This is a genomic window from Nocardia harenae NBRC 108248 (assembly GCF_001612885.1).
GTDB lineage: Bacteria > Actinomycetota > Actinomycetes > Mycobacteriales > Mycobacteriaceae > Nocardia > Nocardia harenae.
Genome location: NZ_BDBH01000012.1, coordinates 184,340 through 197,323, shown reverse-complemented (window position 1 = coordinate 197,323; position 12,984 = coordinate 184,340). Strand labels below are relative to the sequence as shown.

11 protein-coding genes are annotated in these 12,984 nt (G+C 72.2%); 2 read left to right on the top strand and 9 right to left on the bottom strand.

Annotation, left to right across the window (positions count from 1 at the left end; translation table 11 throughout):
- Positions 1-14 precede the first annotated feature (14 nt).
- The 5 genes from mutM to NH2_RS23940 all read right to left on the bottom strand — a co-directional run bounded on the left by mutM (position 15) and on the right by NH2_RS23940 (position 3,358).
- Positions 15-896: a bifunctional DNA-formamidopyrimidine glycosylase/DNA-(apurinic or apyrimidinic site) lyase gene (gene mutM, locus NH2_RS23960; protein ID WP_067658669.1), complete on the bottom strand. Its 882-nt coding sequence runs from the start codon at positions 894-896 to the stop codon at positions 15-17.
- Between the two features lies 1 nt (position 897).
- Positions 898-1,632: a ribonuclease III gene (rnc, locus tag NH2_RS23955; protein WP_067658667.1), complete on the bottom strand. Its 735-nt coding sequence runs from the start codon at positions 1,630-1,632 to the stop codon at positions 898-900.
- A 19-nt stretch (positions 1,633-1,651) separates the two neighbouring features.
- Positions 1,652-1,834 (bottom strand): 50S ribosomal protein L32, encoded by a 183-nt coding sequence (rpmF, locus tag NH2_RS23950; RefSeq protein WP_067658664.1) that lies wholly within the window; start codon positions 1,832-1,834, stop codon positions 1,652-1,654.
- A gap of 2 nt (positions 1,835-1,836) precedes the next feature.
- Positions 1,837-2,499: a YceD family protein gene (locus tag NH2_RS23945; protein ID WP_067658661.1), complete on the bottom strand. Its 663-nt coding sequence runs from the start codon at positions 2,497-2,499 to the stop codon at positions 1,837-1,839.
- 82 nt (positions 2,500-2,581) lie between these two features.
- Positions 2,582-3,358 carry a DivIVA domain-containing protein gene (locus NH2_RS23940; RefSeq protein ID WP_067658658.1) on the bottom strand — a complete coding sequence of 259 codons (777 nt, stop codon included), beginning with the start codon at positions 3,356-3,358 and terminating at the stop codon, positions 2,582-2,584.
- Positions 3,359-4,039: 681 nt separating this feature from the next.
- On the opposite strand from NH2_RS23940, the gene NH2_RS30010 reads away from it, so the two are divergent.
- Positions 4,040-4,483 (top strand): GtrA family protein, encoded by a 444-nt coding sequence (locus NH2_RS30010; RefSeq protein WP_245650741.1) that lies wholly within the window; start codon positions 4,040-4,042, stop codon positions 4,481-4,483.
- On the opposite strand, the gene coaD is transcribed toward NH2_RS30010, so the two are convergent.
- Genes coaD through NH2_RS23920 form a run of 3 tightly spaced genes read right to left on the bottom strand, consistent with a single transcriptional unit; the run spans position 4,480 to position 8,953 of the window.
- Positions 4,480-4,962 (bottom strand): pantetheine-phosphate adenylyltransferase, encoded by a 483-nt coding sequence (gene coaD / locus NH2_RS23930; RefSeq protein WP_067658655.1) that lies wholly within the window; start codon positions 4,960-4,962, stop codon positions 4,480-4,482. The genes NH2_RS30010 and coaD overlap by 4 nt on opposite strands.
- 29 nt (positions 4,963-4,991) lie before the next feature.
- On the bottom strand, positions 4,992-5,552 hold the full coding sequence (rsmD, locus tag NH2_RS23925) for a 16S rRNA (guanine(966)-N(2))-methyltransferase RsmD (protein ID WP_067658652.1): 561 nt from the start codon (positions 5,550-5,552) through the stop codon (positions 4,992-4,994).
- On the bottom strand, positions 5,549-8,953 hold the full coding sequence (locus NH2_RS23920) for a pyruvate carboxylase (protein WP_067658648.1): 3,405 nt from the start codon (positions 8,951-8,953) through the stop codon (positions 5,549-5,551). The genes rsmD and NH2_RS23920 overlap by 4 nt, the downstream gene beginning before the upstream one ends.
- Before the next feature lie 305 nt (positions 8,954-9,258).
- On the opposite strand from NH2_RS23920, the gene NH2_RS23915 reads away from it, so the two are divergent.
- A complete protein-coding gene (locus tag NH2_RS23915) occupies positions 9,259-10,683 on the top strand; it encodes a short-chain fatty acyl-CoA regulator family protein (protein WP_174552867.1) in 1,425 nt (474 codons plus the stop codon).
- Between the two features lie 48 nt (positions 10,684-10,731).
- On the opposite strand, the gene recG is transcribed toward NH2_RS23915, so the two are convergent.
- A complete protein-coding gene (recG, locus tag NH2_RS23910) occupies positions 10,732-12,984 on the bottom strand; it encodes an ATP-dependent DNA helicase RecG (protein ID WP_067658646.1) in 2,253 nt (750 codons plus the stop codon).

Below are 12,984 nucleotides of genomic sequence, written 5' to 3'. Positions count from 1 at the left end.
TCAGGCGCCGGTGCTCACACGGTAACGCGCTTTCCGGCGCGCGCACGCGGCTTCGGCTGGCAGCGCGGGCAGGAGAACGACGACCGGTTCATGAACTTCTCCCGCACCATCGGCGCACCGCAGCGGCGGCAGGGCTCGTCGGCCCGGCCGTAGGCATCCAGCGAACGCTCGAAGTACCCGGAGTTGCCGTTCACATTGACGTACAGCGCGTCGAACGAGGTGCCGCCCGCGGCGAGCGCGGCGGTCATCACCTCGGTGGCGGCGTCCAGCAGGGTGCGCAGCGCGGGGCGGGTGAGCCCGGCGGCGGTGCGGGTGCCGTGGATGCGGGCGCGCCAGAGCGCCTCGTCGGCGTAGATATTGCCGATCCCGGAGATCACGCCTTGGTCCAGCAGCAGCCGCTTGATCTCGGTCGGCCTGGCGCGCAGCGCGGTGACCGCGGCCTCTCGGTCGAAGCGGGGGTCGAGGGGATCGCGCGCGATGTGCGCGACCGGCTGCGGCAGCGGCGTGCCGTCGACGGTGACCAGCGGGGCGAGCGCCCAGCCGCCGAAGGTGCGCTGGTCGACGAAGCGCAGCTGGGCGCCGTCGCTGAGCCCGGCGGTGATGTGCGCGTGCTTCTGCCGCGGCGCCGCGCCCGGCTGCACCAGCATCTGCCCGCTCATGCCGAGGTGCACGACGAGCGCGAGATCGGGTTCGTCGAAGGTGAGCCAGAGGAATTTGCCGCGGCGCTCGGCGCTCGCGACGGTGAGCCCGGACAGCCGCGCGGCCAGATCGGCGGCGCCGCCGAGGTGCCTGCGCACCGAGCGCTCGTGCGTGACGGCGACCGACTCGATCTTCCGGCCCACCACGTGCTCGGCCAGCCCGCGGCGGACCACCTCGACCTCGGGGAGCTCGGGCACCTCAGGCGTCGGCGGCGGCTTCGGCGGTCAGCGCCTGGTAGGCGGTGCCCGCGGCCTTCTGCTCGGCTTCCTTCTTGGAGCGCCCGACCCCGCTGCCGTAGGACCGCCCGGCGATCACCGTGGTGGCGGTGAACTCCTTGTCGTGGTCCGGCCCGGTGGAGGTGATCTCGTAGCTGGGCACGCCGAGCCCGCGCTCGGCGGTGAGCTCCTGCAGGCTGGTCTTCCAGTCCAGCCCGGCGCCCATCCGCGGGCCGCGCTCCAGCAGCTCCGCGAAGAGCCGGAGCACGACGCCGCGCGCCACCTCGATGCCGTGCTCCAGGTGTACCGCACCGAGCAGCGACTCCATGCCGTCGGCCAGGATGCTCGGCTTGTCGCGGCCGCCGGTGAGCTCCTCGCCCTTGCCGAGCAGCAGGTGCGTGCCGAGCCCGCCGGTGCCGAGCGCCCGCGCCACCTCGGCCAGCGCGTGCATATTGACCACGCTGGCGCGCAGCTTCGCGAGCTCGCCCTCGGATTTCTCCGGGTGCTCGTGGTACAGCCGCTCGGTGATGCTGAGCCCGAGCACCGAGTCGCCGAGGAACTCCAGGCGCTCGTTGGTGGGCAGCCCGCCGTTCTCGTAGGCGTACGAGCGGTGCGTCAGCGCCAGCCGCAGCAGCTCCGGCTGCAGCTCGACGCCGAGCGCGGCGAGCAGGCTCGCGTGGTCACTGGACGAGCGGGCTCCGTCCCTACTGGATGTCACGTCGATACGGGAGGCTCGCTCAGACGGCGGCGGTGACCTGGCGGCCCCGGTAGGTGCCGCAGTTCGGGCACGCGATGTGCGGCAGGGTCTTCTCCCCGCAGGCCCGGTTCGGGCAGGTGATGAGGGTGGGCGCCACAGCCTTCCACTGGCTGCGCCGCGACCTGGTGTTGGAACGGGACATCCGGCGCTTCGGAACGGCCACGACTACTTCTCCTCTGTGCTCGAGCGTGCCTGGTCGGCAGAACGATCTGACTGTGGGTGGTCCTCGGGACCGGTGGGCGCGGCGGCAGCCGCATCGGAGGCGAACTTCGCCAGTCCGGCCCAGCGAGGATCGAGTATCTCATGCCCGTGCCCGGAACCCGCAATCGCCATCCGGACACCGCACTCGGGGCAGAGCCCGGCGCAGTCCGGGGTGCAGAGCGGCTGCAGCGGCAGCTCGAGGCCGACGGCGTCGATCACCACCGGCTCCAGGTCGACGAGGTCGTCGACGAGCCGGTAGACGTCGTCCTCGTCGGTGGTCTGCTCGGTGGCGCTCGCGGGGTAGGCGAAGAGCTCGGTGATCGACAGCTCGACGGAGTCGGTGAACGGCTCCAGGCAGCGCGAGCACTCCCCCGCCAGCGGCGCGGAGACGGTGCCGGTGACCAGCACACCCTCGGAGACGGCCTGCAGGGTGAGGTCGAGATCGATGGCCGCGCCCTCGGGGATGTGGATCAGGTCGAGCCCGATCCGCTCGCGGGCGGCGACCTCGCGGTGCAGCTCCCGCATGGTGCCGGGACGGCGCCCGAGGCTGCGGGTATCCAGCACGAAGCCGGCGTCCGGCAGCCCGTGCGAAGCCGGGCGACGGCGCGACGCGAAACCGGCGGACATTACGAATTCACTCCGATACTGCAGGGGGGATGGGCAACCACCCCACAGTACGCGACCGGCAACCGCGCTGCCCAATCCCCGATCAGCGCCGATAGTCGCTGATGTACTCCGGGGCCGGGTACTCGGCGGCGTAGTCCGGCGCCTGCCCGGCTTCGGCACGCAACTGGTGCCTGCCCCGGACGACGGTGCGCAGCGTGCTGTTCAGCGTCTCCTCGAAGTCGGCGAGCTTGCCGTCGACGTACTGGTCGCACTCGTCGCGCATGCGGTCGGACTCGGCGTGCGCGGCATCGATCACCCGCGCGGACTCCGCGTGCGCGGCGCGCACCACCTCGGTCTGCGCTACCAGCCTGGCCCGCTCGGCCTCACCGTCGGCGACCGAGCGCTCGTAGGCGGCCTTGCCCGCCTCGATCATCCGCTCGGACTCCACCCGCGCGCGCCCGGTGACCGCGTCGAACTCGGCGTTGCCGTCGGCGACCAGCCGCTCCGCCTCGGCCTGGGCGCCGGTCACCAGGTGGTCGGCGTGCGCGTTGGCCTCCGCCACCATCCGGTCGGCGTGCGCCTTCGCCTCGGCCAGGATGCGGTCGGCCTCCGCGCGCGAGGACTCCAGGGTGTCCCGCGCCTGCTCGTCGGCGCCGCTGACGGTGGCCTCGGCGGAGGTGCGGGCATCGGTGACGATCTTGTCCCGGTGGTCGAGCACGTCCTGCGCGTCGTCGAGCTCGCCGGGCAGCGCGTCCCGCACGTCGTCCAGCAGCTCCAGCACCTCGCCGCGGGGCACGATGCAGTTGCGGGTCGGCGGGATGCCGCGTGCCTCCTCGACGATCGCCACGAGCTCGTCGAGCGCTTCGAATACGCGATACATGCTGTCACCCTCCTCGGCACACACTTCGCCTTCGCTTCAGTCTGCCCGGAACGGCGGGGTGCGCCCGGGTGCCGGGCCGGTGTGTCGATGGATCGCGCGGAATCACAGGATTCCCTCAGGAGCAAGTGGAGAGCAAACCTCCGGTTGATGTAGTATATGCGCGAGGGTCGCCAAGATCTTCGCAAGCGAATCGCAGGCTCCATCCAGGATCCTGCGGGTAGGCAGCCGCCGCGCCGGACACCCGCCCTCGGGCGGGCAGCGGAAATCCTCCGCGCCGCCCGGTGCCCGGCTCTCGCGATCGGAACCCGTATGACCGTCCTGCCCCCGCGCACCGCGGTGATGTCGCACCTCACCGCCCTGCTCGCGCCGTGGACGCCGATGACGCTGCCGCGCTCGCCCGGAGGCGAGCGCGGGTCTCGGTCCGCGGCGGGTGCCGATGGGTTGCGCGGGCCGGACAGCGCCGGGTCTGCCGATGGCGGGGCTGCCGCCGACTCGGCCGGATCTCGGAGCGGGCAGTGCGCCGGGCGACCGGCGAAGTCGTGCGGCGGCGGGCGGTTCCGGCTGATCGGCCGGGGAGCCCATCGGGCCCGGGAAACGCGCCGGGCCGCGGACCGGGGCACCGGGGCGGAGGCCGGGCCGCTGGGCCGGGTCACCGGGCTGCGGGCGGCCGGTGGGGCCGCGCTGGCGCGGGGCACGCAGCGCACCCGCGCCGGGCTGGCCACGCTACTCACCTACCTGCGCGGCGATCGCGCCCCGGCCCAGCTGGTGCGCTTCGCCATGGTCGGCGGGGTCAGCAACGTCGTGTACGTGGCGCTGTTCCTGGCGCTGCTCGGTTCGGGCTCGCTGCCCGCGAACATGGTCGGCTCGGTGGCCAGCACCGTGGTCGCCAATGAACTGCACCGCAGGCTCACCTTCCGCGCCGCCGACCGGGTCGGCTGGTTCACCGCGCAGTGGGAGGGCGGCGGGCTCGCCGTCGCCGGGCTGGCCGTCACCACGGCCGGGCTGGCCGCGCTGGAGGTGGCCTCGCCCGGGCTCGGCGGCGCCGCCCAGGCCGCGGCGGTGCTGGCGATCACCGCCGCCGTCGGCACGCTGCGCTTCCTCGCGCTGCGCGGCTGGGTCTTCTAACCCTGCTCGGCGAGCCGGGCGAGCAACGCCTTGTGCACGGCGGGCGGCAGCATGTCGGAGACGTCGCCGCCGAACTTCGCGACCTCCTTCACCAGCGAGCTGGAGAGGTAGCCGAACGCCGGATCGGTGGCGACGAAGAAGGTGTCGACCCCGGCGAGCTTCCTGTTCATCTGCGCCATCTGCAGCTCGTAGCCGAAGTCACCGGCGTCGCGCAGCCCCTTGACGATGGCGGTGACGCCCTGCTCCCTGGCGAAGTCGACGGTGAGCCCCTGCCACGACTCCACCCGCACGTTGGGCAGGTCGGCGGTGGCCGCACGGAGCATCTCCATGCGCTCGGGCACGGTGAACATGCCCTGCTTCTTGGGGTTCACATTGACGGTCACGATCACCTCGTCGAACTGGGCCGCCACCCGCCGGAAGACGTCGACGTGTCCGTTCGTCACCGGGTCGAACGAGCCCGGGCACAGCGCTCCTGCCATGCCGCAGACGCTAGCAGCCGCCCGCTCGGTCAGCCGGAGTGGGCGAACTCGGCCAGCTCCAGGCGAGTTTCGCCGTAGCGGCGGGATCTCTCCGCGCGGTAACCGAGCGGCCAGGTGAGCTCGGCGCCGCGCGCGGAGCGCTCGACCACCACCACTGCCTCCGGCGCCAGCCACCCGCGGGCGAGCGCCGCGAGATCGGCTTCGACGGCGGCGGTGCCGAGGTCGTAGGGCGGGTCGGCGAAGACCAGGTCGAAGGGCTCGGCGGGCGGCGTCGCCAGCACGGCGCCCACGCTGCCCGCGCGCAGCTCCGCCCCCGGCAAGCCCAGCTCGGCGATATTGGCCCTGATCACCGCCCCCGCCTTCCGATCCGACTCCACCAGCAGGGCCGCCTCGGCCCCCCGGGAGAGCGCCTCCAGCCCGAGCGCACCGGACCCGGCGTAGAGGTCGAGCACCCGCAGCCCGGCGAAGTCGTGCCGGGCGGCGAGCGCGCTGAACAGCGCCTCGCGCACCCGATCCGAGGTGGGCCTGGTCCCCGCGGGTGGCACCCGGAGCCGCCGCCCGCCCGCCACCCCGGCGACGATCCGCGTCATTCCGCCGCGGACTCCCGCCCGGCCAGCTCCAGCAGCAGGTCGCCGCCCTCCACCTGCTGCACGGCGCTGATCGCGATCCGCGCGACCGTGCCCGGGCGCGGTGCGGTGATGGCGGCCTCCATCTTCATGGCCTCGATGGTGCCGATGGTGTCGCCGGCCGCGACGGTGTCGCCCTCGCTCACGGTCAGGGTGACCACGCCCGCGAACGGTGCCGCGACATGCCGCGGGTCGTTGCGGTCGGCCTTCTCCGCCGACTTCACCTCACCCGCGATCGAGCGATCCCGCACCGCCACCGGCCGCAACTGTCCGTTGAGGATGCACATCACCGTGCGCATCCCGCGCTCGTCCGGCTCGGAGATCGCCTCCAAACCGATGAGCAGCGTGACGCCCTTCTCCAGCTGCACCCGGTGCTCCTCACCGCGGCGCAGGCCGTAGAAGAACTGGTTCGCCGACAACCCCGAGGTATCACCGTAGGTTTCCCGGTGCGACAGGAACTCCGCCGTCGGGCCGGGGAACAGCAGCCGGTTGAGCGTGCCGCGCCGCTCGAGGGAGTCGCCGTCGAGCGCCTTCTCGTCCTCCTCGGAGAGCGGGGTGACCGGCTTGGGCTCGGTGCGGCCCTCGAGCGCGCGGGTGCGGAACGGTTCGGGCCAGCCCCCGGCCGGGGTGCCGAGTTCGCCACGCAGGAACCCGATCACCGAGTCCGGGATGTCGTAGCGCGCCGGGTCGGCGGCGAACTGCTCGGCATCCACACCCGTCCCCACCAGCGCGAGGGCCAGGTCGCCGACGACCTTGGACGACGGGGTCACCTTGATCAGGCGGCCCAGCATCCGATCCGCCGCCGCGTAGGTGGCCTCGACCTCCTCGAACCGGTCCCCCAGCCCGAGCGCGATGGCCTGCTGACGCAGGTTCGACAACTGCCCGCCCGGGATCTCGTGGGTGTACACGCGCCCGGTCGGAGCCGGGAGCCCGGACTCGAACGGCGCGTACACCTTCCGCAGCGCCTCCCAGTACGGCTCCAGATCACACACCGCCTGCAAGTCCAGGCCGGTGTCGTATTCGCTGTGCGCGGCCGCGGCCACAATCGCCGACAACGCCGGCTGGCTGGTCGTGCCCGCCATCGCCGCCGACGCCCCGTCCACGGCATCCGCGCCGGCCTGCCAGGCGGCGAGGTAGGTGGCGAGCTGCCCGCCCGGGGTGTCGTGGGTGTGCACGTGCACCGGCAGATCGAAATTCGACCGCAGCGCCGTCACCAGCTTCGTCGCCGCGGGCGCGCGCAGCAGGCCCGCCATGTCCTTGATCGCCAACACGTGCGCACCGGCCTCGACGATCTGCTCGGCCAAGCGCAGGTAGTAGTCCAGGGTGTACAGGGTCTCGCCGGGATTCGCCAGGTCGCCGGTGTAGGACAGCGCGACCTCGGCCAGCGCCGTCCCGGTCTCACGCACTGCGTCAATTGCCGGGCGCATCTGATCGACATTGTTGAGCGCGTCGAAGATGCGGAAGATATCGATCCCGGTATTCGTGGCTTCGGCGACGAACGCCCGGGTCACCTTCTCCGGGTACGGGGTGTAGCCCACGGTGTTGCGACCACGCAGCAGCATCTGCAGGCAGATGTTCGGGATCGCCTCCCGCAACGCCGCCAGCCGCTCCCACGGATCCTCGTAGAGGAACCGCAGCGCCACGTCATAAGTGGCTCCACCCCAGCACTCCACCGACAGCAACTCCGGGGTCGAGCGCGCGACGTGCCTGGCCACCCCCAGCAGCCCGTTGGTCCGCACCCGCGTGGCCAGCAGCGACTGATGCGCGTCGCGGAAGGTGGTGTCGGTGACCCCGACCGCCTTCTGCTCCCGCAGCGCCTTGGCGAACCCATCCGGGCCGAGCGCCAGCAGCTTCTGCCGCGACCCGTCCGGCGGCGGCGCGTTCAGATCCAACGCGGGCAGCTTGTCGTGCGGATACACCCGCGTCGGCCGCTCCCCGTGCGGCTTGTTCACCGTGACATCGGCGAGGTAGTTCAGGATCTTGGTCCCGCGGTCGCCGGACTCCGGCAGGCGAAGCAGCTGCGGCCGCTCGTCGATGAAGGACGTGGTCACCCGCCCCGCCTTGAAGTCGGGGTCGTCCAGCACAGCGAAGAGGAACGGGATATTGGTGGTGACGCCGCGGATACGGAACTCGGCGAGCGCCCGGCGCGCCCGCGCCACCGCGAGTTCGAAGTCCCGGCCCCGGCAGGTCAGCTTGACCAGCATGGAGTCGAAGTAGGCGCCGATCTCCGCGCCCAGGTTCGCGCCGCCGTCCAGCCGGATACCGGCGCCGCCCGGGGTGCGGTACGCGGTGATCCGCCCGGTATCGGGGCGGAAGCCGTTCGCCGGATCCTCGGTCGTGATCCGGCACTGCAGCGCAGCACCACGGATCGCCACCGTCTCCTGGCTCAGCCCCAGATCTTCCAGCGACTCCCCCGCCGCGATCCGCAGCTGCGACTGCACCAGATCCACATCGGTGATCTCCTCGGTCACCGTGTGCTCGACCTGGATGCGCGGGTTCATCTCGATGAAGACGTGATTCCCGCGCTCGTCCAGCAGGAACTCCACCGTGCCCGCGCAGGAGTAGCCGATCTGCCGCGCGAAGGCCACCGCGTCCGCGCAGATCCGATCGCGCAGCTCGGGGGCGAGATTCGGGGCGGGCGCCAGCTCGATCACCTTCTGATGCCTGCGCTGCAACGAGCAGTCCCGCTCGAACAGGTGCATCACGTTCCCGTGCTGATCGGCCAGGATCTGCACCTCGATATGACGCGGGTTCACCACCGCCTGCTCCAGGAACACCGTCGGATCACCGAACGCCGACTCCGCCTCCCGCGACGCCGCCTCGATCGCCTCCCGCAACCCCTCCGGCTCGGCCACCCGCCGCATCCCACGACCGCCACCACCGGCGACCGCCTTGACGAACACCGGGAACTCCAGCTCCGCCGAGGCCGCGACCAGCTCCTCGAGCTCCGCCGACGGCTCGCTCGACTTCAGCACCGGCAACCCGGCCGCCCGCGCCGCGGCCACCGCGCGCGCCTTGTTCCCCGCCAGCTCCAGCACCTGCGCCGACGGCCCGATGAAGGTGATGCCCTCCGCCGCGCAGGCGGCGGCCAGGTCCGGGTTCTCCGACAGGAAGCCGTACCCCGGGTAGATGGCGTCCGCGCCCGCGGTCTTGGCGGCGTCGATCACGGCCTCGATCGACAGGTAGGCCCGCACCGGGTGACCCTGCTCGCCGATCTGGTAGGACTCGTCGGCCTTGAGCCGGTGCACGGAGTTGCGATCCTCGTACGGGAAGACCGCCACCGTCCCGATCCCGAGTTCGTAGGCCGCGCGGAAGGCCCGAATAGCGATCTCACCACGATTGGCGACCAAGACTTTCGAGAACATCAGCCCAACGTACCGAACCCGGCGAGCTGGGCGAACACCGATTCCCGGATTCGGAACTTCTTCACAACCACTCCTCGCACCGGTGCGAAGTACCGTTCATACGGATGTCACATACCGCCGCGCCGGGCCGGGCAAGCGGCCGCAGCCACCCCGGCGGCGTTAGAGTGGCGACTGTCCGGCCGCGCGCTCCTTCGCACGCTACGCAGCAGGGCAGGGGCCTGAAAGACCTTGCGGTATCGAAATTCCGTCGTGCGACACGAGCCATTCTGCGATGATTGCGAAGACGGAGGTCTACCATCTGGCGAGTGCGCAAGATGTACGCGGGCGCCCGGCTGCGGCGGCTGCGCGAGGAACGAAGAATGACCCAGGCCGCGCTGGCCAAGTCGCTCGACCTCTCGCCCAGCTACCTCAACCAGCTGGAGCGGGACCAGCGCCCGCTCACCATTCCGGTGCTGCTCAAGCTGAACTCGACCTTCGACCTCGACGTTCAGTTCTTCGCCACCGACTCGGATGCCAGGCTGGTCTCCGATCTGCACGAGGTGCTGGTGGACGCGGCGGGCGGCGACACCGCGCCGGTCACCGAGGTGGAGGAGCTGGCGACCCGGCTGCCCGAGGTGGCCCGGCTGGTGGTCGGGATGCACCGGCGGCTGCGCGCCGCCACCGACCAGCTGGATCTGCTCTCCTCCCGGATGGACGCCCCCGCGGGCGCGCCGGGCGCGCCCATGCCCTACGAAGACGTGCGCGACTTCTTCTACGACCACCACAACCACATCCCCAGCCTGGACCAGGCCGCCGAGCAGCTCTTCGAGCAGTCGGGGCTCACCGTCGGCTCGCTCGACCGCCAGCTGGCCCGGGTCGCCGAGGACCGGGCCGGGGTCACCGTGCTGGTCCGCGGCGACGGCGCCGACCCGGCCATCCCCAAGCGGCAGTACGACCCGGAGAGCCGCACCCTCACCCTGGCCCGCAGGCTGCGGCCGGGGCAGCGCGCCTTCCAGATCGCCGCCACACTCGGCTTCCTGCTGCACAGCAGGGAGATCGACGCGGTGCTCGCCGAAACTCCCTCGCTCACCGGGGAATCCCGCTCGCTGGCGCGGATCGGGCTCGCGCACTACTTCGCCGGGGCGCTGGTACTGCCGTACGGCCGCTTCCTGCGCTCGGCGGAGGAGCTGCGGTACGACATCGATCTGCTCGGGCTGCGCTTCGAGGTCGGGTTCGAGACGGTGTGCCACCGGCTCTCCACGCTGCAACGGCAGGGCAGGCGCGGGGTGCCGTTCTTCTTCGTCCGCACCGACCGGGCGGGCAATATCTCGAAGCGGCAGTCGGCCACCGCGTTCCACTTCTCCCGGGTGGGCGGCTCCTGCCCGCTCTGGGTGGTGCACGAGGCGTTCGCCAATCCGGGGCGGATCCTCACCCAGATCGCCGAGATGCCGGACGGGCGCCGCTACCTCTGGATCGCCCGCACCGCCGCCCCCAACCCGCGCGGGTACGGGGCGCCCGCCAAGGATTTCGCGGTCGCGCTCGGCTGCGACCTGGAGCACGCGGAGCGCACGGTCTACGCGCGCGGGCTGCGGCTGGACGATCCGCAGGCCGCCGTGCCGATCGGCGCCGGGTGCAAGGTGTGCGACCGCGCCGCCTGCACCCAGCGCGCGTTCCCGCAGATCGGCGCCCCGCTGGCGCTGCCGGAGCACGTCAGCACCGATCTGCCGTATCCCCGGCTGGGCCGGGGGTAGCAGGCGGGCGGCCGAGCCGGGTCGCCCTCCGCGGAGGTGGCGTCGGCGTCAGGACTTGGCCAGGTACTCCAGGCGTTCACCGTCGACGGCGGCGCGCATCATGGCCGCGAGCCCGGGGTGCGCGTCCAGCCCCGGATCCTCCTCGACCACCGTGCGTGCGAAATCCTTGGCCGCGCTGATGGTTTCGAGGTCGTCGAGGAGCGAGAGCAGCCGGAGCGAGCGGGCGGTCCCGCTCTGCGCGGAGCCGAGCACATCACCCTCCCGGCGCTGCTTCAGATCCAGCACCGCCAGCTCGAAGCCGTCGGTGGTGGCGGCCACCGCCGCCAGCCGGGCCATCGCGGTCCCGCCGGGCGCGGCATCGGTGACCAGCAGACACAGACCGGCGTGCGCACCCCGGCCGATCCGGCCGCGCAGCTGGTGCAGCTGGCTCACGCCGAATCGGTCGGCGTCCAGGATCACCATGACGGTGGCATTCGGCACGTCGACGCCGACCTCGACGACGGTGGTGCAGACCAGCACGTCCACGCTGCCCGCGTTGAAGGCCCGCATCACCTCGTCCTTCTCGTCGGCCGGGAGCCGGCCGTGCAGTAGCCCGACCCGGAGCCCGGCCAGTGCCCCGCCGCGCAGCTCCTCGTAGACGTCGAGCACCGCCTGCGTATTCGGCGGCTCCTTCTCCGCGGCCTTCTTCCCCTTCTTCGGCTTCTCCTCGTCGTCGCCGATGCGCGAGCACACCACATACGCCTGCCGCCCGGCCCCGACCTCCTCGGTGATCCGCTCCCAGGCCCGATCCACCCAGCCCGGGTGCTGCCTGCGCGGCACCACCCGGGAGGCGATGGGCGAGCGGCCGCGCGGCAGCTCGGTGAGGGTGGAGGTCTCCAGGTCGCCGAGCGTGGTCATGGCGATGGTGCGCGGGATCGGGGTGGCGGTCATGACCAGCAGGTGCGGGCTGGTGCCGCCCTTGGCCTTGGCGCGCAGCGCGTCCCGCTGCTCGACGCCGAAGCGGTGCTGCTCGTCCACCACCACCAGGCCGAGGTCGAAGAACTCCACCGCGTCCTGGATGAGCGCGTGCGTGCCGATCACGATTCCCGCCTCGCCGGTGACCGCGGCCAGCAGCGCCGCCTTGCGCGCCGCCGCCCCCATCGAGCCGGTGAGCAGCACCACCCGGGTGGCGTGCTCGGCGGCGCCGAGCTCCCCCGCCGCCGCGAGTTCGCCGAGCATGGCGCGCAGCGAGCGGTGGTGCTGCGCGGCGAGCACCTCGGTGGGCGCCAGCAGCGCGCACTGCTTGCCCGCGTCGACCACCTGCAGCATGGCGTGCAGCGCGACGATGGTCTTGCCGGAGCCCACCTCGCCCTGCAGCAGCCGGTGCGTCGGGCGCGGGCGGCCGAGATCGGCGGAGATCTCGTCGATGACCTGCCGCTGCCCGGCGGTCAGCTCGAAGGGCAGCTGCGCGGCGAAGGCGGCGGCGATGCCGTCCGGGCGCGGCGGGCAGGGGTGCGCGGTGCGGCCCTCGACCTCGTGCCTGCGCTCGGCGAGCACGAGTTGCAGTGCCAGCGCCTCGTCGAAGCGCAGCCGGTCCCGCGCGCGGTCGATATCGAGGCGGTGCTCCGGCAGGTGGATCAGGCGCAGCGCCTCGGTGATCTCCAGCAGGCCGCGCTCCGCGCGCACCGGCTCGGGCAGCGGGTCGTCCAGCGGGTCCAGCTGCTCGAGCACCTGGCGGACGCAGGCGAGCAGATCCCAGCTCTGCACCTTCGCCGTCGCCGGGTAGACCGGGACGAACTCGCGCCCGAAGAACGCAGTGTCGACGCCATCGGCGCCCTGCGCGCTGCGCGCCAGCCCGGCCAGGTCGCCCGCGCCGCGCACGGTAGTGAGGGTGGCGGGCTCGTCCTCCTCCGGCAGGATCAGGTAGCCGGGGTGGTTCAGGCTCCACTGGCCGGGCCGCCAGTAGTTCACGGTGCCCGACATCATGGCCCGCAGCCCCTGCTTGACCGCGTACTTGACCTTGTCGCCGTTGAAGAAGGTGACGTCGACCGGGCGCCCGGAGCCGGTGTCGAGCGCGACCTTCAGCAGCGAGCCGCGGCGATTGCGCATGGGGCGCAGGTCGGCCTTGGTGATCCGGCCGATCACGGTGACGTGCGCGCCGTCCTCCGGCTCCTCCTCGGTGAGCGGCTGGCCCTGGGTGGCATAGCGCAGCGGGTAGTGCCGCAGCAGGTCCTCCACCGTGCGCATGTCGAAGGCGTCGGCCAGGGAGTCCGCCGCCTTCGCGCCGAGCAGGTGGTCGAGCCGATCGCCGAGTGTCGCCAT

What these genes read in the sequence shown, in the direction of transcription:
- recG (WP_067658646.1), bottom strand. Translation starts at nt 12,984, where the DNA reads ATGGCGACACTCGGCGATCGGCTCGACCACCTGCTCGGCGCGAAGGCG.
- rsmD (WP_067658652.1), bottom strand. Translation starts at nt 5,552, where the DNA reads ATGACGCGGATCGTCGCCGGGGTGGCGGGCGGGCGGCGGCTCCGGGTG.
- coaD (WP_067658655.1), bottom strand. Translation starts at nt 4,962, where the DNA reads ATGGCAGGAGCGCTGTGCCCGGGCTCGTTCGACCCGGTGACGAACGGA.
- NH2_RS23945 (WP_067658661.1), bottom strand. Translation starts at nt 2,499, where the DNA reads ATGTCCGCCGGTTTCGCGTCGCGCCGTCGCCCGGCTTCGCACGGGCTG.
- NH2_RS23940 (WP_067658658.1), bottom strand. Translation starts at nt 3,358, where the DNA reads ATGTATCGCGTATTCGAAGCGCTCGACGAGCTCGTGGCGATCGTCGAG.
- NH2_RS23920 (WP_067658648.1), bottom strand. Translation starts at nt 8,953, where the DNA reads ATGTTCTCGAAAGTCTTGGTCGCCAATCGTGGTGAGATCGCTATTCGG.